Source organism: Arthrobacter sp. 01T419, assembly GCF_056398865.1.
The window spans coordinates 382,913-402,885 of the sequence record NZ_JBFTQF010000002.1 but is presented as its reverse complement, the minus strand read 5'-3'; the positions used below and the strand labels follow the sequence as shown (position 1 = coordinate 402,885).

23 protein-coding genes are annotated in these 19,973 nt (G+C 63.3%); 12 read left to right on the top strand and 11 right to left on the bottom strand.

Features of this window, described 5'->3' with window-relative positions:
• Positions 1-3: 3 nt before the first annotated feature.
• A complete protein-coding gene (locus AC1DLO_RS05565; protein ID WP_311770552.1) occupies positions 4-1,302 on the bottom strand; it encodes an alpha-hydroxy acid oxidase in 1,299 nt (432 codons plus the stop codon).
• Between the two features lie 80 nt (positions 1,303-1,382).
• Here AC1DLO_RS05565 and AC1DLO_RS05560 point away from each other — a divergent pair, with 80 nt between their 5' ends.
• Positions 1,383-2,087 carry a FadR/GntR family transcriptional regulator gene (locus AC1DLO_RS05560; RefSeq protein ID WP_476914425.1) on the top strand — a complete coding sequence of 235 codons (705 nt, stop codon included), beginning with the start codon at positions 1,383-1,385 and terminating at the stop codon, positions 2,085-2,087.
• Here AC1DLO_RS05560 and AC1DLO_RS05555 read toward each other — a convergent pair.
• Positions 2,077-3,090 (bottom strand): LacI family DNA-binding transcriptional regulator, encoded by a 1,014-nt coding sequence (locus tag AC1DLO_RS05555; RefSeq protein WP_184738727.1) that lies wholly within the window; start codon positions 3,088-3,090, stop codon positions 2,077-2,079. The two genes, AC1DLO_RS05560 and AC1DLO_RS05555, sit on opposite strands and share 11 nt — an antisense overlap.
• 319 nt (positions 3,091-3,409) lie before the next feature.
• On the opposite strand from AC1DLO_RS05555, the gene AC1DLO_RS05550 reads away from it, so the two are divergent.
• The 3 genes from AC1DLO_RS05550 to AC1DLO_RS05540 all read left to right on the top strand — a co-directional run bounded on the left by AC1DLO_RS05550 (position 3,410) and on the right by AC1DLO_RS05540 (position 5,211).
• Positions 3,410-4,552: a 3-deoxy-7-phosphoheptulonate synthase gene (locus AC1DLO_RS05550; protein ID WP_184738711.1), complete on the top strand. Its 1,143-nt coding sequence runs from the start codon at positions 3,410-3,412 to the stop codon at positions 4,550-4,552.
• Positions 4,553-4,710: 158 nt separating this feature from the next.
• The gene (locus AC1DLO_RS05545; RefSeq protein WP_184738709.1) at positions 4,711-4,923 is read left to right on the top strand and encodes a helix-turn-helix domain-containing protein; all 213 of its coding nucleotides are present in this window, start codon (positions 4,711-4,713) and stop codon (positions 4,921-4,923) included.
• A 189-nt stretch (positions 4,924-5,112) separates the two neighbouring features.
• Positions 5,113-5,211 carry a 30S ribosomal protein bS22 gene (locus AC1DLO_RS05540; protein WP_003792170.1) on the top strand — a complete coding sequence of 33 codons (99 nt, stop codon included), beginning with the start codon at positions 5,113-5,115 and terminating at the stop codon, positions 5,209-5,211.
• A gap of 398 nt (positions 5,212-5,609) precedes the next feature.
• Here the strand turns inward: AC1DLO_RS05540 and AC1DLO_RS05535 are convergent, their stop codons facing one another.
• Positions 5,610-6,428 (bottom strand): HAD family hydrolase, encoded by an 819-nt coding sequence (locus AC1DLO_RS05535; RefSeq protein ID WP_184738707.1) that lies wholly within the window; start codon positions 6,426-6,428, stop codon positions 5,610-5,612.
• Positions 6,429-6,614: 186 nt separating this feature from the next.
• Between AC1DLO_RS05535 and AC1DLO_RS05530 the strand changes: the two genes are divergently transcribed.
• Both AC1DLO_RS05530 and AC1DLO_RS05525 read left to right on the top strand, forming a co-directional pair.
• Positions 6,615-6,869, top strand: coding sequence for a glutaredoxin family protein (locus tag AC1DLO_RS05530; protein WP_184738706.1), 255 nt, complete (start codon positions 6,615-6,617; stop codon positions 6,867-6,869).
• Between the two features lie 51 nt (positions 6,870-6,920).
• On the top strand, positions 6,921-7,643 hold the full coding sequence (locus tag AC1DLO_RS05525; RefSeq protein WP_184738704.1) for a redox-sensing transcriptional repressor Rex: 723 nt from the start codon (positions 6,921-6,923) through the stop codon (positions 7,641-7,643).
• A 67-nt stretch (positions 7,644-7,710) separates the two neighbouring features.
• Here the strand turns inward: AC1DLO_RS05525 and AC1DLO_RS05520 are convergent, their stop codons facing one another.
• The 3 genes from AC1DLO_RS05520 to AC1DLO_RS05510 form a co-directional block, all read right to left on the bottom strand.
• Complete coding sequence (locus tag AC1DLO_RS05520; protein WP_476889552.1) at positions 7,711-8,550, bottom strand: hypothetical protein; 840 nt, start codon at positions 8,548-8,550, stop codon at positions 7,711-7,713.
• A 241-nt stretch (positions 8,551-8,791) separates the two neighbouring features.
• The gene (locus AC1DLO_RS05515) at positions 8,792-9,490 is read right to left on the bottom strand and encodes a hypothetical protein (protein ID WP_476889551.1); all 699 of its coding nucleotides are present in this window, start codon (positions 9,488-9,490) and stop codon (positions 8,792-8,794) included.
• Between the two features lie 184 nt (positions 9,491-9,674).
• On the bottom strand, positions 9,675-10,223 hold the full coding sequence (locus AC1DLO_RS05510) for a YceI family protein (RefSeq protein WP_184738699.1): 549 nt from the start codon (positions 10,221-10,223) through the stop codon (positions 9,675-9,677).
• Between the two features lie 203 nt (positions 10,224-10,426).
• On the opposite strand from AC1DLO_RS05510, the gene AC1DLO_RS05505 reads away from it, so the two are divergent.
• The 5 genes from AC1DLO_RS05505 (at position 10,427) to ccsB (ending at position 15,294) form a co-directional block, all read left to right on the top strand.
• A complete protein-coding gene (locus tag AC1DLO_RS05505; RefSeq protein ID WP_184738697.1) occupies positions 10,427-11,092 on the top strand; it encodes a histidine phosphatase family protein in 666 nt (221 codons plus the stop codon).
• Between the two features lie 2 nt (positions 11,093-11,094).
• Positions 11,095-11,733 (top strand): TlpA family protein disulfide reductase, encoded by a 639-nt coding sequence (locus AC1DLO_RS05500; RefSeq protein WP_260404891.1) that lies wholly within the window; start codon positions 11,095-11,097, stop codon positions 11,731-11,733.
• A gap of 14 nt (positions 11,734-11,747) precedes the next feature.
• Positions 11,748-12,503, top strand: a complete 756-nt coding sequence (locus AC1DLO_RS05495) for a cytochrome c biogenesis CcdA family protein (protein WP_184738693.1) — start codon at positions 11,748-11,750, stop codon at positions 12,501-12,503.
• Between the two features lie 146 nt (positions 12,504-12,649).
• On the top strand, positions 12,650-14,230 hold the full coding sequence (gene resB, locus AC1DLO_RS05490; protein WP_476889619.1) for a cytochrome c biogenesis protein ResB: 1,581 nt from the start codon (positions 12,650-12,652) through the stop codon (positions 14,228-14,230).
• Positions 14,230-15,294: a c-type cytochrome biogenesis protein CcsB gene (gene ccsB, locus AC1DLO_RS05485; protein ID WP_476889550.1), complete on the top strand. Its 1,065-nt coding sequence runs from the start codon at positions 14,230-14,232 to the stop codon at positions 15,292-15,294. The genes resB and ccsB overlap by 1 nt, the downstream gene beginning before the upstream one ends.
• A 137-nt stretch (positions 15,295-15,431) precedes the next feature.
• On the opposite strand, the gene AC1DLO_RS05480 is transcribed toward ccsB, so the two are convergent.
• Positions 15,432-15,809 carry a PLD nuclease N-terminal domain-containing protein gene (locus AC1DLO_RS05480; protein ID WP_476889549.1) on the bottom strand — a complete coding sequence of 126 codons (378 nt, stop codon included), beginning with the start codon at positions 15,807-15,809 and terminating at the stop codon, positions 15,432-15,434.
• A gap of 81 nt (positions 15,810-15,890) precedes the next feature.
• On the opposite strand from AC1DLO_RS05480, the gene AC1DLO_RS05475 reads away from it, so the two are divergent.
• Entirely contained in the window at positions 15,891-16,199 is a 309-nt protein-coding gene (locus AC1DLO_RS05475) for a DUF4229 domain-containing protein (RefSeq protein ID WP_476889548.1), read from the top strand.
• 121 nt (positions 16,200-16,320) lie between these two features.
• Here AC1DLO_RS05475 and AC1DLO_RS05470 read toward each other — a convergent pair whose 3' ends face one another.
• The 4 genes from AC1DLO_RS05470 to AC1DLO_RS05455 form a co-directional block, all read right to left on the bottom strand.
• Positions 16,321-17,202 carry a 1,4-dihydroxy-2-naphthoate polyprenyltransferase gene (locus AC1DLO_RS05470; RefSeq protein ID WP_476889547.1) on the bottom strand — a complete coding sequence of 294 codons (882 nt, stop codon included), beginning with the start codon at positions 17,200-17,202 and terminating at the stop codon, positions 16,321-16,323.
• A 61-nt stretch (positions 17,203-17,263) separates the two neighbouring features.
• Positions 17,264-18,397 (bottom strand): AMP-binding protein, encoded by a 1,134-nt coding sequence (locus tag AC1DLO_RS05465; RefSeq protein WP_476889546.1) that lies wholly within the window; start codon positions 18,395-18,397, stop codon positions 17,264-17,266.
• A gap of 9 nt (positions 18,398-18,406) precedes the next feature.
• Positions 18,407-19,360, bottom strand: coding sequence for a 1,4-dihydroxy-2-naphthoyl-CoA synthase (locus tag AC1DLO_RS05460; RefSeq protein WP_184738679.1), 954 nt, complete (start codon positions 19,358-19,360; stop codon positions 18,407-18,409).
• Positions 19,361-19,381: 21 nt separating this feature from the next.
• Positions 19,382-19,819 carry a VOC family protein gene (locus tag AC1DLO_RS05455; protein WP_476889545.1) on the bottom strand — a complete coding sequence of 146 codons (438 nt, stop codon included), beginning with the start codon at positions 19,817-19,819 and terminating at the stop codon, positions 19,382-19,384.
• Positions 19,820-19,973 lie beyond the last annotated feature (154 nt).

The following is a 19,973-nucleotide window of genomic DNA, read 5'->3' as shown; positions in this document are numbered from 1 at the left end:
GGCCTAGCGCTGCAGTAGGCGCACATGGTCCGGGTTGAGTTCCGAGACTTTGGTGACTCCAAGCAGGGCCATGGTGCGGGCCATGTCCTTCTCCAGGATCTGGATGGTGCGGTCCACGCCTGCGCGGCCGCCGGCCATGAGCCCGTAGAGGTAGGCCCTGCCGATCAGCGCGAAGTCTGCACCGAGTGCCAGGGCTGCCACGATGTCCGCGCCGCTCATGATGCCCGTGTCCAGGATGACGGCCGCGTCGCTGTCTTTCAGAGCGGCGGAGACCTCTGGAACGAGGTGCAGCGGAATCGGGGCGCGGTCCAGTTGGCGTCCGCCGTGGTTGGAGACCACCACGCCGTCCGCGCCGTGGTCCACCACTTTGCGGGCATCTTCGACGGTCTGGATGCCCTTGACCACCAGCTTGCCCTTCCACGTTTCGCGCAGCCAGTCGAGATCATCGAAGGTCAGGGTGGGATCGAACATGGAGTTGATGAGGTCCGCCACGGTGCCCGTATAGCGCGAGAGCGAGGCGAAGGTCAGCGGCTCGTGCGTGAGGAAGTTGAACCACCAAGCGGGCCGGTACGAGGCGTCCAGCACGGTCTTCACGGTGAGTGCCGGCGGAATGGTCATGCCGTTGCGGACGTCCCGCAACCGAGCGCCCGCGACGGCGGTATCCACCGTGACCATGAGGGTGTCGTTTCCGGCCTTGTCGGCGCGCTCGATCAGTTCGAGGGAGCGGTCCCGGTCCGTCCAGAGGTACAGCTGGAACCAGTTGCGGCCGTTCGGAGCCGCCGCAGCCACGTCCTCGATGGAGGCCGTGCCCATCGTGGACAGGGTGTAAGGAATGCCAGCCGCTTCGGCAGCCTGCGAGCCCGCGTACTCACCCTCCGACTGCATCATGCGCGTGAATCCCGTGGGCGCGATGCCGAAAGGAAGCCGAGACTCCTTGCCCAGAATCTCGGTGCCGAGGTCAATGCTGGAGACGTCGCGCAGGATCCCCGGCCGGAACTCGATGTCCTGGAAAGCCTGGCGGGCCCGGCGAAGGGTGATCTCGGCTTCCGCAGCACCATCCGTGTAGTCGAATGGTGCCTGGGGAGTTCGCCGCTTGGCCATGTCCCGCAGTTCCCAAATGGTGGATGCGCGCCGCAGCTTCGCCGCGTTGCTGAACTCGGGCTTCTTGAACTTCATCAGGGGGGCCAGGTCCGCGTATTTGGGAACCCGACGCTTGAGTGCAGCGGGACGCCCGACGGCGGTGGGGGCTTTCGCGGGCACCTCAGGGGAAGGGGTGCTGTTCGGCTGGACGGTCTGCGTCATGGTGCTGTCTCCAGGATTGACTGTGTGGTTAGACCACACTCTATGTCATGTGGTCCAACCACATCAACTAGTATTTATGCATGCGAACGCACGAGCTCGTCCTGAGCTGGATCGAAAAACAATTGTCCGACGGGCACTTGGTGCTGGGTGGACGGCTTCCCGCCGAACGGGCACTCGCCGAACAATTGGAAGTCTCACGGACCTCGGTGCGCGAAGCCATCCGGATCCTGGAAGCCATGGGCGTGGTGCGGGCGAGCGTAGGCTCGGGCAAGGACGCCGGGACGGTGGTCATCGCAGAACCGGCCACGGCCCTCGGCTCAGCGCTCCGCCTCCATGTGGCCACCCAGCATTTGCCCGTTGCGGATATCGTGCAAACGCGGGTCTTGCTCGAATCGTGGGCGGTGTCCCGCGCCAAAGCCGACGCCTCCGAACTCAAGGAAGCGGCACGGTTACTTGACGAAATGGACTCGAGCTCCGCCGTCGACGACTTCCTCGCCCTGGACGTCGCCTTTCACTTGGCGTTGGCCGAAGCGGCGGGAAATGCCGTGGTGAGCACCATCATGGGCTCGCTGCGTGAAGCGATTGAGGGCTACGCCGCGGCCCTCACGGCAAACCTGCCGGATTGGGATAGCACGGCCAAGCGCCTGCGCTGTGAGCACCGTGCCATTTTGGCGGCAGTGAACGACGGCGACGGCGCCCGGGCAGCGACGCTCGTAGCCGCGCACATCGAAGGGTACTACCGCGAGGCCGGGCTAGGGCAGCCGCCTGCGGAAACTAGGCCTTGACTGGCCCCGTGCTGCCCCTGAGCTTAATCTGCGGCGGGAAGTAGTTCGTGGGGGAGGCGGCGTCGTTGGCCTGGATCTGCTCCCGCATGCGGCGCCACGCGAGATCCCCGAGGTCGGAGATCGGCACGGCGGCTGTGGTCAGCGGAGGCATCGTGTACCGGGCGAACGGCATGTCATCGAAACCCGTCAGCGACAAGTCTTCCGGTACGCGGATTCCACGCTGGCTCAGCCCGCTCAACAGGCCCATCGCGGCGACGTCGTTGAAGACGAGGATGCCGGTGGCACCACATGAGGCGACGGCATCGCTCGACTCGAATCCGGCGTCGAACGTATTGCCGCCGGGAATGAACCGCAATTCGACGTCCGGGTACTCAGCCGTGAACTTCTCGAGCCCGCGGAGCCGCTGAACGTTGGACGCGCTGCGGTCCGGCCCTGTCAGGTAGGCCAGTTTGCGATGGCCCAGCTCAACGAGATGGGCGGCAAGTTCCTGGATGCCTTGGCCGTAGTCCACTACGAGGCTGGGTGTCGGCACAGACTCGGTGGTCCGGTTGATGAGGACGAGGGGATAGAGCGTGGGGGCGAGTTCTTCGAGTTCGGCGTCGCTCATGCGGGGGGCGCAGAGAACGACGCCGTCGCAACGCCGCCGGGCTTCTCCCGCGAGAATTGCCTCTTCACTGGAAACCTCGGATGAGTCCGCGATCAAGACGCGGTAGCCGTCGCGGGCGGCGGCAATGCTGAGCCCGCGAAGGATGGCCTGGAACGTGGGGTTGGAAAGATCCGGAACCACGATTCCGATCGTGTCTGTTTTCCCCAGGGCCAGGCTCCGGCCCACCGGGTTCGGCTTGTATTTCAGCTCGGAGGCGGCCACGCGAACGCGCGCGGCAATGTCCGCGTCCACAGTGGTATTACCGTTCATGACGCGGGAAACGGTGGCATGCGAAACGCCGGCCATGGATGCCACATCTGCGATGCCCACCCGCCGGGTGTTTCTTCTGCCTGGCATGGGTTCCTTTCTGGAGTTGCCCGCCTTCTTATGGGACCGGCAACGTTGTTCTGAGGTGAAGTTTATAGTGCGCGGGGAAGCGGTTTCTCTTGATGTCGTTGCATTTCGATTTGCGGGCACCGGGAAACCGACGCTATGGTTTGGCTATGACTAACCGTTGGTATGCGTATTTTTCGTTGGCTCTGGAGGGGCCCGCGTCTAACTGACACGCATCCAACTTTCCTTCAGAGCCAACAGGGCAGAGATCATTCTCTGCCCTTCGCCATTTCCAGGCGGGCTCTGAGTAGGGTCCGCTCCTCTCCGGAACAGGACCCACTTCATGACCAGCATCGCCGCAGAGCCCACCACACATCACGCCGACGTCGAGAATGCCGCCGCGCAGTCGACGTCGAACCTGCGTGTCAGCCGCTTCGAACCGCTCCCCACGCCGCAGGACATCATTGCGGAACTGCCCCTGGACGCGAGGGCCGCGGCCGTCGTCGAGCGCGGGCGTGATGGAGTCCGCGCCATCATGGACGGCGTGGACGACCGCCTCCTGGTGATCGTTGGCCCGTGCTCCATCCACGACCCCAAGGCCGGGCTGGAATACGCCCGTCGCCTCGTCAGCCAGGCCGAGAAGCACAAAGAAGACCTCCTGATCGTCATGCGGGCCTACTTCGAGAAGCCGCGCACCACGGTCGGCTGGAAGGGCCTCATCAACGATCCCCACTTGGACGGCAGCCACGACATCGCGGCCGGCCTCCGTGCGGCGCGTGGATTCCTGCAGCAAGTCACAGCCTTGGGCCTGCCGACGGCTACCGAGTTCCTGGAACCCATCAGCCCCCAGTACATGGCCGACCTCGTGGCGTGGGGCGCCATTGGTGCCCGCACCACCGAGAGCCAGATCCACCGCCAGCTCGCCTCCGGTCTGTCCATGCCGATCGGCTTCAAGAACGGAACCGACGGCGACCTCCAGGTAGCGATCGATGCTTGCGGTGCGTCCGCCGCCCCTCAGGCGTTCTTGGGGATCGACGGCGATGGCCGTGCCGCCCTCGTGGCGACGTCGGGCAACCCGGACACCCATGTGATCCTCCGCGGAGGCCGCAAGGGACCGAACTACTCCGCCGCCGACGTCGCTGCCGCCTCGGAGAAGCTCTCGGGCAAGGGACTGAATCCCCGGCTGATCGTGGACGCGAGCCACGCCAACAGCGGCAAGAGCCACCACCGCCAGGCCGAGGTGGCCCTGGAGATCGGCGCCCAGCTGGAGGACAACGTGGCTTCGCCGATCGCCGGCGTCATGCTGGAAAGCTTCCTGGTAGGCGGGGCGCAGAACCTGGATGTGGAGCGGCAGCTGGCCGGGGAGCAGGACTTGGTGTACGGCCAGAGTGTTACTGACGCCTGCATGGAATGGGACGTCACGGTGTCCGTCCTGGGCCAGTTGGCGGCCTCGGCCCGCAAGCGTCGGGTGGCGGCTGCGGACTAGCGGAACCCGAGCCCCGAGTTGGCCGAAAGACTTTCACTTTCGTACCAGCAGCCTCTAGAGTATCTAGCACATGGTTGTTTGATGGCTCAGCATCGGCACACCAGGTAATGAATGCTGGGGTTCGCCGCTAACCGCTGAGAGCAAAGGAATATGGAGAAATGTCCGCAGAGGCTAACTTCTCGAACGCGCGTTTCATGACAGTGGCCGAAGTCGCCGAAGTCCTCCGGGTTTCTAAAATGACCGTGTACCGCCTGGTTCACTCGGGAGAAATGCCAGCCGTCCGTTTTGGACGATCATTCCGTGTCCCTGAGGAAGCAGTGAGCCAGTACCTCAAGGGAGCAGTCGTGGACGGACACTCAGAGACCGCCTGAGCCTTGCTTGGTTCCCCTGAGGGCCCGGCGGTCATTGGGTGCCCCTGATAGGCGGTACCCTGTTAAGGAACGTTTTACGTCATTGTAAGAATCTGTCAGTTGTAAAGTCTGTTGCTCAGTACTCTGTTACTCAGTAGAAGGACCTCACCCAGCAGACAGAGCCTTCATCTAGTTTGGTAAGGAACTTTCGTGGGTTCAGTTATTAAGAAGCGCCGCAAGCGTATGGCCAAGAAGAAGCACCGCAAGCTGCTTCGCAAGACCCGCCACCAGCGCCGCAACAAGAAGTAGAGATACTTCCTATAGCGTGAATGCCCGTTGCCTTTCGAGGCTGCGGGCATTTTTGCGTGCGGGGCCCGACGACGCTCGCTCACGTTTGTCGCTTGTTTCGACGACGCTCGCTCACGTTTGTCGCTTGTTTCGACGACGCTCGCTCACGTTTGTCGCTTGTTTCGACGACGCTCGCTCACGTTTGTCGCTTGTTTCGACGACGCTCGCTCACTTACGCGGCCAAATCGTGGAACCCTCCTGCACCTTTGGGGCATAACACTGAATCCCGTCTTTGCATCATGTGCAGGAGGGTTCGTCTTTTCGCCGAAAGAACTGCAGGAGGATCGGCCGAAACCGGCACAAAAGTGAGCGAGCGTCGCTGGCTAGGGAGTCAGAGGCCGGCGGGCGGTGCGTGTGAGTCAGGCCCTCGGGCTGCGGAACTTGGAGAAACCCCGCCAGAGGCCGTACACGGCGCCTCCGACAGTGGCGGCTTTGAGGCCGAGCGTGGCTGCCCGGCGGCCGGAGCGGAAGTCATAGACAGGCCAATTGTTCTCCCGAGCATGGCGGCGCAGTCCGGCGTCGGGATTGATACACACCGGGTGACCCACCAAAGTGAGCAGCGGGATGTCGTTATGTGAATCGCTATACGCCCAGCAGCGGTTCAAATCCAGGCCTTCTTCGTCAGCCACGCGCTGCACGGCCACGGCTTTGGCTGGGCCGTGGAGGATTTCTCCTACGAGGCGGCCAGTGTAGGCGCCATCTTCAACCTCGCCCACCGTGCCCAATGCGCCGGTCAGTCCAAGCCGCGTGGAAATGACGGTGGCGACTTCGATGGGCGTAGCAGTGACCAGCCAGACCTTCCGGCCAACACGCAGATGCTGTTCCGCCAAGGCCTTGGTACCCGGCCAGATCCGGGACTCGATCATTTCGTCGTAGACCTCTTCGCCCAGCTCCTTGATGTCGGACACTTTGATGCCTGCCGCGAGGACCAGGGCGGAATCCCGGACGGAATGGACGTCCTCCATGTTTTCGCCGCGCAGGACAAACTTGAACTGTTTCCAGGCGAAGCCTGCGGCTTGGGACAGAGTGAACGCTTTGCGTTCGTACATCTTCCGGGCGACGTGGAAGAGGCTGGCACCCTTCATCAGGGTGTTGTCGACGTCGAAGAATGCGGCTTCGCCGTGTTGCTGCGTTGCAGCCGGCGCTGTGGCCACAACGGCGTTCTTCTCGACGGGCATGCCATGAGTCTAGTCAATCGCCCGGCCCCGTGCCGTTCGCGGGGATGCTACGGCGTTCCGCGTCGGGGGTTCTTTGAGCTGAGCGACGTCGGGTTGCGGGCTGCTTTCAGGCTGTGTCGACGCTTGCGCGACGACTGTGTCGACCCTGTGTCGACGCCACCGCAGGGGCGGGGCTACCGTTGAACCATGCCGAATCCCGACGTCGTACTCCTCACCAAAGCTGACTGCCACCTGTGCGCCGCGGCGCGTGACGCCGTCGAACGCGTGACCTCAAGCCTGGGCCTTGCGTGGACTGAGCAGTCGATCGATACAGACCCGGCACTGCGCGAACGCTACGCCGAGGAGATCCCCGTGGTATTCGTGGACGGAATCCAGCGGGATTTCTGGAAAATCGATGAGGTGAGGCTGGTGCGGGTCCTGAAGAAGGCCTTAGCCGCCTGAACATGCGTCCAGTGCTTTGTTGGCAATAGAGTGGGACAACAAAGCGACGCAATGGAGAAGAACGTGACTGCGCTGGAACCGTCCGCCGAAGCTGCACCAGGGGACGCTGTACCCGAGGACAAGGACGCTGCCGCGAAGCAGATCCCGCCCGCGGCCGTGGCCCGGATGACGCTTTACTTGCGCGCGCTGAATTCCCTGTTGGGCGAAGGCGTGGAACGGGTTTCTTCCGAGGCGTTGGCCGAGGCGTCGGGAGTCAGCTCCTCCACCTTGCGCAAGGACCTCTCCTACGTTGGCTCCTACGGAACGCGCGGTGTCGGATATGAAGTCCAGTATCTGAGCCGGCACATTGCTGCAGCGCTGGGCCTGACCCACGACTGGAAAGTGGCGATTGTGGGCGCAGGCAACCTGGGCAAAGCCTTGGCACGGTACGGCGGATTCGAGTCGCGGGGTTTCGACGTGGTGGCCATCCTCGACGCCGATCCCATGGTGATAGGTAACGAAGTCGGTTGGCTGCGGGTCAGCGACGCCGCGAACCTTGAAATGGTCCTGCACCGGACCGGCACCAATATGGTGGTGTTGGCCCTCCCGGCTGCGGTAGCCCAGGACGTCTGCGACCGCGTGATCAGCGCGGGGATCCGCAGCATCCTCAGCTTCGCGCCCGTACTCCTCCAGGTTCCGCCGCACGTGAATCTGCGCAAGGTGGATATGGCCACCGAGTTGCAGATCCTTGCGTATCACGCACAACGGGCACAGACCCCGGGCCAGGCCCTTTAGGCCAAGCCGGGCCTGCGCCCGTTAGTGTTTGCTGAGCCGTGCGCCTACAGGACGAAGAGCCTCAGGCCTAGCGGCCGTACGGCGCCTGGTTGTAGGGGTTCGCGAATGGCTGGGCCTTCCGGAAATACGGGGCCGAGCCCGGCAAGTACAGCAGCACGATCGCGGCGATGCCCAAGAGGATGGTGACGGTGCCCAAACCGATCTGGGTCAGGCCCAACAGGGAAATTGCGGCAAAGACGGTACCCAGGATGCGGGCCCAGTTCTTGCCTTTGCGGACATTGAATGCAACCAGAGCGTAGAGTCCCGCGAAGATCACCGAGAAAACAACCGTGATGGTGACCACGAGGCTGATGACACTGTTGGTGTCCATGCCTGAAGCGTTGGCTCCCTGTGCAGACAAGGCCTGATCGATCATGCTCTTGCCAGCGGGAGAATTCAGCGTCGCAATGGCAAACGGAATCCCGATCAAGGTCAGAACGCCAGCGGCGACGATGAGCCAGAAAGAGATGTTGACCAGTTGCGGGACACCTGACGTCGAAGCAGGCTGCTGGCTCGGCCACGTGACGGGTCCACTCTGTCCGTACTGCGGGACGGAGGGCTGACCATATTGCGGCTGCTGGGGGGCCTGCTGGCCGTACTGCGGGGCCTGCTGACCGTATTGCGGCTGCTGGGGGGCCTGCTGGCCATACTGCGGGACGGAGGGCTGACCATATTGCGGCTGCTGGGGGGCCTGCTGGCCATACTGCGGTGCTTGCTGGCCATACTGAGGCTGCTGGCCCTGTTGCGGTGCCTGCTGGCCCTGTTGCGGTGCCTGCTGGCCCTGTTGGGGTGCCTGCTGGCCGTATTTGGGTGGCTCAGGTGTGGGATCTTCGCCTGGAGTGGATGGCGGGTACGGAGGGGTGCTCATGGCATTCCTTTGCGTGTCGACTGCAGATACGGCTGCCGGGTGCAACGTGCCTCTGCCCCCAGCTTGGCTTAATTCCACCGTACCCCGGCAGAACAACGCTCGGGATGATTCAGGCGAAGAATTCTCCCTGAAGGAGCTTCGGCAATTCCTTGGATGGTTCCGGGGACAAAGGGAAGGCCGCGGGGTCCCCAGAAGGTCCTGCCGCGGCCTTCAGCTTGAAAGTCCGCTTGGAACGTTGGAGCTAGACGCTGCTCTTCGCTGACTTGAACCACGCCTGGGAATTGGGCAGCCACATCAAGACGGTTGCCACAAGGCTGATGACAAAGCTGAACCAGTTGTTGCTCTGTCCGCTGGCCATCGCTCCTCCCACGATCGAGAGAATCAGGGAAATACCCGCAATGACGGTCAGTGCGAGCCGGGCCCACTCCTTGCCTTCCTTCATCTTCATCGCGAAGACGATCTGGGCGGCCGCGACAACCAGCGCCACCAGTACCAAAAGGAGGACGACGACGGCGAGTCCCGGCGCGAGCGCGAAAAGCACCATGGACCCAAAGAGCCCGAGCAGGCCGCCCAGGAGGCCCAAGAGCCCGCCGATAAGCCAGATCCAGTACGAGACCTTCAGCTCGATGGGCATTCCGGTGACCTTGAACATGCCGGAAAAGCCACCCTTGGGCAGGACGTCGTTGAAGTTCTTGGGAGCGTCGGTGGGCATCTCGAAGTGGAATCCTTCGGCATGCCCGGGTTGGCCCGTTTGGGGGCCGCCGGGGGCTGGCTGCTGGTAACCGGGGGCTGGCTGTTGGTAGGACGGGGGTGCTGGGTATCCCTGCGGAGGCTGGTAACCCGCAGGAGGGACGGTTCCGGGCTGCTGAGGCTGGGCTCCGGGCTGCGGTGGCTGAGCACCGGGCTGCTGAGGCTGAGGAGCTTCGTTTGGGTTACTCATGGCATCACTGTAGACCTGAGGTTTAAGGATTCATAGGAAATTCTTGGCCAATTCGCCGCTAAGTATCGGCTTTTGGCCGAACAATGGGCGGGTGACACCGCAAGTAACGAAATGGCGCCTCCGGGGCTGCACGATGGATCGCGCGCAGCCCCGAGGGCGCCATTCAGACGAGGAGGCAGGCAGCCTAGGCGGCAGGTGCGATGAATGCCAGCTCGAGGTTGATGACAACCTTGTCGCTGACCAGCACGCCGCCGGCCTCGAGCACTGCGTTCCAGGTCAGGCCGAACTCCTTGCGGCTGATGGTGGTCTCACCGGAGACGCCTGCCCGGGTGTTGCCGAACGGGTCAACGGCCACGCCGTTGAACTCGGTCTCGATGGTCACCTCTTTGGTGACGCCCTTGATGCTCAGATCGCCCACGAGGTCGAAGCTGTCTCCGTTGGCCTTGACGTGGCGGGAGACGAAAGTGATTTCCGGGAACTTCTCCACGTCGAAGAAGTCCTCGCCTTTGACGTGGCCGTCGCGGTTTGCGTCGCCCGAGTCGAAGCTGGCGGTCTGGATGGTGGCGGCAACCTTGGAGTCAGACAGGCCGCTGCCGAGTTCCAGGGTGGCCTCGGCTTCCGTGAACTGGCCGCGGACCTTGCTGATGCCTGCGTGGCGGACGGTGAAGCCGATCTCGCTGTGGGAGTTGTCGAGGGTCCAAATGCCGGTGGTGACGTTGGCGGGAAGTGTCATGGCGTTCTCCTTGGGAAGGTTGGGTCGTAGCTTCGTCGGACGTTCGGCGACACTTAGTTGAAGTGTCAACCGAACCTTGTGTCAAGTATAAACATGCAAATGCATCTTTTATTCCACCTTCAGGGAACATTCTGGAGAAAGTTTCAGTTCTACGAAACGTAGAAGATTTCAGATCGCCCGCCTTCTTTGAGAAACTGGTAAACATGCCCCAAGCAACTGTCCATCTGCTCCGCCATGGCGAGGTCTACAATCCCGACCGTATTCTGTACGGCAGGTTGCCCGAATTCCACCTCTCCGAACGCGGCCGCGAGATGGCAAAGATGCTCGCGGACCACTTCGCTGCCCGCGTCGCGCAAGGGGCGAACATCGTCTACCTTGTCTCCTCGCCGTTGACCCGTGCGCAGGAAACCGCCCTTCCCACTTCCCAAGCGTTGGAACTTCAGATCCACACAGAACCACGGATCATTGAGGCCGAGAACCACTTCGAAGGGCTCAAGGCCAGCGTCTCCGAGTTCATCAAGCCCAAGCACTGGTTCGAGTACCGCAACCCGCTGCGTCCGTCCTGGGGCGAGTCCTACAAGGACCAGGTCACCCGGATGCGTGCCGCCGTCGAGGACGCCCGTCTGAAGGCGATCGGGCTCGGCGGCGACCGCGCGGAGGCCATCCTCGTCAGCCACCAACTTCCCATCTACGCCACGCGCCTCAGCGCGGAGGGGCGACGCTTGTGGCACGATCCCCGCAAACGCGAGTGCACGCTGACGTCACTCACGTCGCTGGTGTTCGACGACGACGGCAAGGTTGCGCGGGTGGAGTACAGCGAACCCGCCGCCGTGCTGCTGCCCGGAGCCGCGAGCACCTCCGGAGCATGAGAATGGACCGCAATACCCCCGGCCCCGAGACCACCAGGGCAACTCTGACCTCCCGCCGCACCATCCTCGCCGCGGGGGGAGTGGCGCTGACCGCACTGACCATGGGCCTGTCCGCCTGTGCCCAGGAAGACGCACTCGCGAAGCAGGCTAAAGCCGGCGACAACAAGAACTACGTCGCCGGAGACGGCTCGGTGACGGAATTCGCCAAAACGGACCGCAAGGCCGCCGTCGGAATCAAGGGCACTTTGTTTGACGGAACTGCCATAGCTCCGCAGGACTTGCTCGGCAAGGTGACTGTCCTCAACTTCTGGTTCGCAGCGTGCGCGCCGTGCCGCGTGGAGGCGCCGATCCTTGAAGAGCTGCACCAGGAGTTCAAGAGCAAGGGCGTCCAGTTCTACGGCGTGAATCTCCGGGACGAGAAGGCCACGGCCGATGCGTTCGACCAGACCTTCAAGCTCACCTACCCCAGCTTCAATGACAAGGACGGCGCCGTGCTGCTGTCCGTCTCCGGCATTGTGCCTCCGGGAGCAGTCCCCACCACCTTGGTCCTGGACAAAGAAGGCAAGGTTGCCTCCCGAGTCCTGGGTGAAATCGAGAAGAGCACCCTCAAAGCACTCATTACGTCCGCGGTTGCGGAGTAGGTGACACTGACAGCGTGAACAGCCCCTTCGCCGAGACCATCCTGAGTGGTTCCTTGCTGCTGGCCATTCCCGTGGCCTTGCTGGCCGGACTCGTGTCCTTCCTGTCGCCATGCGTCTTGCCCCTGGTCCCTGGCTACCTTGGCTACGTGACCGGGCTGACCGGCGTCGACCTCCAAAAGCAGAAGCGCGGGCGCATGCTCGCGGGAATCGGCCTGTTCGTCCTTGGCTTCTCCGTGATTTTTGTCCTGCTCGGCGGTGCCTTTGGCCAGTTGGGGACCCTCATCACCGGCCCGCAGAATGCGTGGATCACGCAATTGCTGGGCGCACTGGTGATCATCATGGGCGTCGTCTTCCTGGGCGGCTTTGGCTGGTTGCAGCGCGACGCCAAAATCCATGCCAAGCCTCCTGCCGGGCTGTGGGGTGCGCCGTTGTTGGGCATCACCTTCGGGCTGGGCTGGGCGCCGTGTATCGGCCCGACCTATTCCGCCGTCCAGCTGCTGAGCCTCTCCGGGGGATCGTCCGCGGCGAAGGGGGCACTCCTGGCGTTTGTCTATAGTCTTGGCCTGGGTATCCCCTTCCTGCTGATCGCCCTCGCAGTCCGCCGGGGCATCGGTGTGATGTCCTTCTTCCGCAAACACCGCCTGGCCATCCAGCGGATGGGCGGGGGCATTCTGATCCTCCTCGGCATCCTGATGGCCACGGGAGTATGGGGCGCCTGGGTTACCGGGCTGCAGTACTGGTTCCAAACCGATGTGAAGTTGCCGATCTGATGAGCGAGCCCGTGCAAGGTAAAAAGAAGTCCAACAAGTCCGCCAGCGAATCCGCGAAAGCTGGCAACGCGGGTGACAAGGCGATCGACAAGGCAGTTGACAGGGCTAAAGCCCAGGCAGCACTGCCGGTCCTGGGGATCGTCGGCATGCTGCGTTGGGCCTGGACCCAGCTGACCAGCATGCGTACCGCGCTGTTCCTGCTGTTGCTCTTGGCCGTCGCGGCGGTCCCGGGCTCGTTGTTCCCGCAGCGCCCGGCGAACCCTTCAATCGTGACGCAGTACATCAAGGACCACCCGGATTACGGCAAGATCCTTGACTCGGTGCAGCTCTACGACGTGTACTCCTCGGCCTGGTTCTCGGCCATCTACATTCTGCTGTTCATCTCGCTCATTGGTTGCGTCACGCCGCGGGCCATCGCCCACTACAAGGCGATGCGCTCGCAACCGCCGCGGACGCCCAAACGTCTGTCCCGACTGCCGGAGTACGGCACACTGGTGCTGCCCGCCGACGCCGGGATCCCGGCGTCGAAGGCTATTTCGGATGCCGCTGCGGTGCTGAAGAAGCGCGGCTACCGCGTGGAGGTGCGCGACGTCGACGGCGCCATGCCTTCCTTGGGTGCCGAGCGCGGCTTCCTCAAGGAAGTGGGGAACCTGGTGTTCCATGCCTCGTTGATCGGGGTACTGGTTTCCGTTGCCGTCGGCGGGCTGTTCGGCTACAGCGGGCAGCGCATCTTGGTGGAAGGCGATACCTTCGTGAACACCTTGGTGGGCTATGACCAATTCAGCCCGGGCACCAACTTCCAGAGCAGTTGGCTGCAGCCGTACTCCATCCAGCTGGACAAGTTCGACGCCAAGTTCGATCGGGAATCGCCAGCGCACTTCGGTCAGCCCATCGACTTCACGGCGGACGTTACCACCAAGGACACACCGGACGCGCCCGCCAAGAAGCAGGTTCTCAAGGTCAACGACCCCGTGATGCTTGGCGACACCAGCATCTACCTGACGGGCAACGGCTACGCTCCCGTGGTCACTGTGCGGGACCGTGCCGGCAACATCGCTATGCAGGGACCCGTGGTGGCCAAGCTGCAAGGTGACAACTACTACTCCTCAGTGGTCATCAAGGTTCCCGATGCCAAGCCCGATCAGCTCGGCTTCGCGGGCTTCTTCCTCCCCACCGCAATGGTCACGGACAAGGGTGTCGCCTTCAGTGGGGATCCCGAGCTCATCAACCCGCAATTGAACCTCAACTCGTACTATGGTGATCTCGGCCTGAACAAGGGGGCCCCGCAGAACGTCTTCGAACTTGACGTAGCGAAGCTGACTCCGCTCAATGGCCGGGGCATGGCTGACAAGGCCATCGCGCTCGCCCCGGGGGGCACCTACACCCTTCCGAACGGCAAGGGCAGCATCACTTTCGACGGCGTCAAGAAGTACGTTGGCGTTGACATTCACCACAATCCGGGCCAGGCCACCGCACTCATCTTTGCGCTTCTGGCGGTTGCCGGTTTGATTCTCTCGCTCTACCTGAACCGGCGCCGCGTCTGGGTCCGGACCGGAACCCACGACGACGGGCGCACAATGGTGGAGTACGGTCTCCTTGCCCGGGGCGAGGACCACAGGCTGGCCGGCGAAGCCGCCGCGATCCGTGAACTGCTGCACCGCGAATGGTTGCTCCCCGCGGAGCAACCTACCGACACCGTTTCTTCCTCAACCTCGAAGGACCAGTAATGTTCCCCATCAACGAAACCATGGGCCAATACAGCGAGCTTTTCATGCTGCTCGCAGCCGGCACCTACACGGTGGCGTTCGTCGCTTTCGCGTGGGACCTCGCCAAGAGCAGCAAGACGCTGCGGGCGGTGGACCTGAAAGCAGCTTCCGCGGTGGCCGCCGAGGCCAAGGTTCCGGTTGCTGCCGGCCGCGCTGGGGGGAACGACGTCGGGGGACCTGCCGGACGCATTGAGCGCCCGACGTCGGCGGTCACCTCCGTCAGCCAGACCGCCGGCGGCGACATGAAGTACGCCGCCGAGCGCCGCATTCCCGCTCGTGTTGCCGTCGCGGTCGCCATTATCGGTGTCGCAATCCACGGTGCCGGCGTGATCACCCGCGCGATCGGCGCAGGCCGCGTGCCGTGGGGCAACATGTACGAGTTCCTCACCACCGGCGCGTTCCTGGTTGTGGTCGTCTTCCTGTTGTCGCTCATCCGTCGCGACCTGCGCTTCCTGGGCACGTTTGTCCTTGGCCTGGCAGTGATCATGCTGGTGGCCGCCTCCGTGGCGTACTGGACCCCCGTGGGCCACTTGGTTCCGGCACTGCAGAGCTACTGGCTGGTCATCCACGTCTCCATCGCCGTGATGTCAGCGTCCCTGTTCACCTTGACCTTCGCCATGTCCGCGCTGCAATTGGTGCAATCGCACCGGCAGAAGGTCTTGATGGCCGGCGGCTTGGACAAGTTGGGCTTCATGCGCCTGGTTCCTAATGCCTTGAGCCTGGAGAACCTGTCCTACCGCATCAACACGGTGGCATTCGTGGGCTGGACCTTCACCCTCATGTTCGGCGCCATCTGGGCCGAGAAGGCTTGGGGTCGTTTCTGGGGCTGGGACACCAAGGAAGTCTGGACCTTTGTCATCTGGGTGGTCTACGCCGGCTACCTGCACGCCCGCGCCACCCGTGGCTGGACCGGGACCCGTGCTGCTTGGCTGTCGATCGTGGGCTACCTGTGCGTGATCTTCAACTTCACCATCGTGAACCAGTTCTTCAACGGGCTGCACTCTTACTCGGGTCTCGCGCAGTAAGGTTTTGGCCCGCGGGCTGGTTCCGCGCCCTTCCTACCCTTGATGAATTAACGACGACGGCGACACTCCGCACAAGCGGGCGTGTCGCCGTCGTTCGCGTTTCAAGAGAGGTCAGGAAGGAAGGGTGCCATGAGCGGTCAGGTGTTGACGTCGCCACTGTCTTCGGCGTTGGATCCGCCCTTGAGTTTGCGTTCCTTGGCTTCGAGTTCGGCCTTGAGCTTCTTGAGGCGTTCGGCTTCGGCTTGGTTGCGACGGCGGATCTCCAGGTTCCGGAGAAAGTCGGGGTCGTCGTCGGGAGCTGTGGGGTGGCTCGCGGGCTGCGGCGTGGGGCGGCTGTTGTAGGGCCGGCCCAGGATGAACCAGAGAATGGCTCCGAGGATCGGCAGCAATAGCACGACGATGATCCAGGCGGGTTTGGAAATTCCCCGGGTAGAGCGGCGGTCCGTGCGGATGACGTCCACCAGCCCATAGACGTACACGAGCAGGACGAGGACAACTGCAACAACGCGGAGCATACCGTCAAGTCTAGTCGCCGCCGGGTCCGGTGAAAGCTGTGCGATCAGGGTGCAATCAGGCTGTGAGGCTAAACTTGATTCGTGGCTTTCCTCAAATACTCCTTGATCCGCATGGCGCTCTTCGTTCCGCTGTTCGTCCTGTTCGTCTTCCTGCAGACGGGTTGGTTGCTGGCGGTGATTTTCGCAGGCCTCATCGCATTCGCGATTAGCTACCTGTTCTTCCAGAAGCAGCGCGACGCCGCCACTGCCGCCATGCGCGAACGTTTCACAGGCCGCGCCAAGCCCATCCGCTCCGCACTGGAGATCGAAGACGCCGAGGTCGAGGACCGTTTGGTGGATGAAAATCCCGCGGTAAAAGTCGAAAACGATCTGCGCCCCAAGGAATTCTAGAAGCTCAAAGCTGCAGGAGGCTCGGCCCAAACCGGCTTAAAAGTGAGCGAGGATCGGCGGGGGAGACGCTCGCTCACATATCCGGCCTTACGAGCCAACGCTCGCTCACAAAGATCGAGCCTTAGAAGCCGTGGCTCAGCACAAGGCCCAGCGAGAACAGCACGCTGTAGCCAAGGTTGATCATCCCGGTCTGCTTCAGCACCGGGATGAGGCTCTTGCGCTTCCGGCCGTTGACCATGAGCCAGGCCGGCATGAGGCATGCCGGGATCAGCAGCAGCACTATCAGCATCCACGGTTTGGTGGGCGCCAGCACCACAACCAACAGGATGGCGACGGCCAACATCAGGACGTAGCTCTCGCGGGCATGACGGTCGCCCAGCCGCACTGCAAGTGTCCGCTTGCCTGCCACCATGTCCGTCGGAATGTCCCGCACATTGTTGGCCATCAGCAGGGCGCAGGCGATCAATCCCGTGCCAATTGCTCCAATAACCGCCGGAAGGCTCACCTGCCCGGCCTGCGTATAGGTGGTGCCCAGCGTCGCCACCAACCCGAAGAAAACAAACACGAACAGGTCGCCCAGGCCCATGTAGCCATACGGGTTCTTGCCACCGGTATATCCCCAAGCAGCGAGAACGCAGCCAAGTCCCACCAAGATCAGCCACCAGCTCTGCGTGATGATCACCAGGACCAAGCCGAACACCATGGCCAGGCCGAAGGCGCCGAAAGCGGCCCATTTGACGTGGTCCGGGCGCGCCACGCCGGAACCGACCAACCGGAGGGGACCCACGCGGTCCTCGTCAGTGCCCCGGATGCCGTCCGAATAGTCGTTGGCATAGTTGACCCCGATCTGGAGCAGCAGGGCCACGAGGGCAGCGAGGACGGCATTCACGACTCGGAAAGACTGCAGCTCGTAGGCGGCCGCGGTGCCGATCAGCACCGGTGCGATCGCCGCCGGCAGGGTGCGCAGGCGGGCGCCTTGAATCCATTGTGAAGCTGTTGCCACGTTCAGTACCTCGTGTTGTTTCGCGTTGGGGGAAGGCAGATGACGGTCGGGGAGAACGTGTCTATTCTCCCTGATGCACCTCGGTGAGCAGCTCGATCATCGCCAAGCGGTCCGGTTTGCCGTTGGGGAGCATGATGAGCCCGTCGGTCGTAAGCACCGTTTTGGGAGCGAGGGCCCCGAGCTTTTCCTGGCAGCGTGCTTTGTAGTCCTCGATGCCTTCCGGGGAGCTGTCCTCGACAGCCACATAGGCTGCCACTGCCTGGCCCCATTCACGGGAAGGTACCCCGGCCACGAAGGCCGCCGTGACGCCGTCGAACTTTTCAAGCTCCGCCTGGATGAACGCGGCGGAGGCTTTGACGCCGCCGGTGATGATGACGTCGTCGGCGCGGCCCAGCACCGTGAGGGTGCCGTCGGCGGCGAGCTCGCCGAGATCGTTGGTGCGGTACCAGCGGGTGCCGTCTTCCTCGAAGAACGCCTGGGCACTCGCCTCGGCGGCGTCTAGGTAACCGGAAGCCACGGTGTCGCCGCCCAGCAGGACACGGCCGTCGTCGTCGAGCATCACCCTGACGCCCTCCAGCGGCCTTCCGTCGTACACGCAACCGCCGCACGTCTCAGCCGAGCCATAGGTGGTCACGACCTTCAGTCCGGCCTCCCTGGCGGCGACCAGCAACCCTGCAGGGGCTGGCGCTCCGCCCAGGAGGATGGCGTTGAAGCGGCGAAGGACCGCAAGGGTCTGCGGCGAGGGCGCGTCCAGGAGCCGTTGCAGCTGCGTCGGCACCAAGGAGGTGAAGCGGATCGTGTCCGTCAGCTCTTCGGCAGCGGCGGTGAAGGCCTCCGGAGTGAAGCCGTTGGACAGGTCGATGGCCCACGGACGCGTGCCCGCGAAAAGCGAGCGGACCAGCACCTGGACCCCGGCGACGTACTGCAGCGGCAGCGCCAGGAGCCACTGTCCCTCGCCCCGAAGCGCGATGGCCGTGGCCATGGAGGAAGCTGCAAGCTCATCGACCGTGAGTACCGTGGCCTTCGGCGTGCCGGTGGAACCCGACGTGCGGACCACTACGGCAGCGTCTTCGAAACCGGGCGTTTCAACGGGGACCGCCACCGGGGCGCCACCCTCCGAGACGGTGATTTCGACGGCGGGACCCTCGCCGTGGAGGGCAGCGGCCAGGGCCTTGAGGACGGGATCGATGTTCACGGGCGAGTCCTAGAAGTAGTAAGGGAAGTTGGACCAGTCCGGATCGCGCTTCTCGAGGAAAGCTTCCTTGCCCTCCACGGCTTCGTCCGTCATATAGGCCAGGCGCGTGGCCTCCCCGGCGAAGACCTGCTGGCCGGCCAGGCCGTCGTCGGCGAGGTTGAAGGCGAACTTGAGCATGCGGATGGCCTGCGGGGACTGGCGCGCGATGTCAGCCGCATACTCCAAGGCAACTTCTTCGAGGCGCTCATGGTCCACGGCTTCGTTGACGGCGCCCATGCGCACCATGTCCTCGGCGGAATACTCACGTGCCAGGAAAAAGATCTCGCGGGCGGCCTTCTGCCCGATCTGGCGGGCCAGCAGCGCAGAGCCGTATCCGGCGTCGAAACTTCCCACGGTGGCGTCAGTCTGCTTGAACTTGCCGTACTCGCGGGAGGCGATGGTGAGGTCCGAGACAACGTGCAGCGAGTGCCCGCCGCCAGCGGCCCAGCCGTTCACGACCGCGATGACCACCTTGGGCATGGTCCGCATGAGCCGCTGGACTTCCAGAATGTGCAAGCGGCCGGCGCGGGCGGGGTCGATGCTCTCCTGCGTCTCGCCGTCGGCGTACCGGTAGCCGTCGCGGCCGCGGATCCGCTGGTCGCCGCCGGAGCAGAAGGAATGGCCGCCATCCTTGGGGGAGGGGCCGTTGCCGGTGAGCAGGACCGTGGCAACGTCAGGAGTCATCCGGGCGTGGTCCATGGCGCGGTAAAGCTCGTCAACGGTGCCGGGACGGAAGGCGTTCCGAACCTCCGGACGGTTGAAAGCAATCCGGACGGTGGGAAGGTCCCTCGTCACCTTTCCGTCTGCGTCCCGCTCGACCTGCCGGTGGTAGGTCATGTCCTGGAAATCGTCGAAACCGGACACGGTGCGCCAGCGCGACGGGTCAAAGACGTCGGATACCTTGGCGGGGAAGTCGTTGCTCACCCTCCGAGTCTAGTAATCCGCTTAGCTGATGCAGAACTCGTTGCCTTCGGGGTCGGCCATGGTGTGCCATTCGTGCGGCCCTTGCTTGGCTGTCCAGAGGTACTTCGCGCCCCGTGCTTCCAAGGTGGCGCGGACCTCGTCCTTATCCTTTCCATTGAGGCGCACGTCCCAGTGGACGCGGTTCTTGACGGTCTTGTCCTCCGGAACGGTCTGGAAGAGGAAACGCCTGCGGGTGTCCTTGTCCTGGTCTTCCGCCGGGCCGATGGCCGCGCCGTCCTTCCACACGAGCTTGCCGTTGTGCGTGGTGGTCTCGGCCTCTGTGGCGAAGCCTTGATCCACCATGGACCGGATGAACGCCTCGTCCTGGGGTTCCACGACCCAGTCGAGCGTCTCGGCCCACCAGTCGGCGAGGATATGCGGATTCCTGCAATCGACTACTACCTGAAAGTTCAGTGCCATGGACTGAACCTACGACGACGGCGCGTGGCCGGGGAAGTGCCTAGCGGACAGTTTCAGTCCGGGTTACCCAACTAACTCGCATTTGTTGTCGCTTAGCCGCCTGAAAACGACATCTACTGCGAGCTAGTTGGGTGGGCTAGGCGGGTTGGGAGGG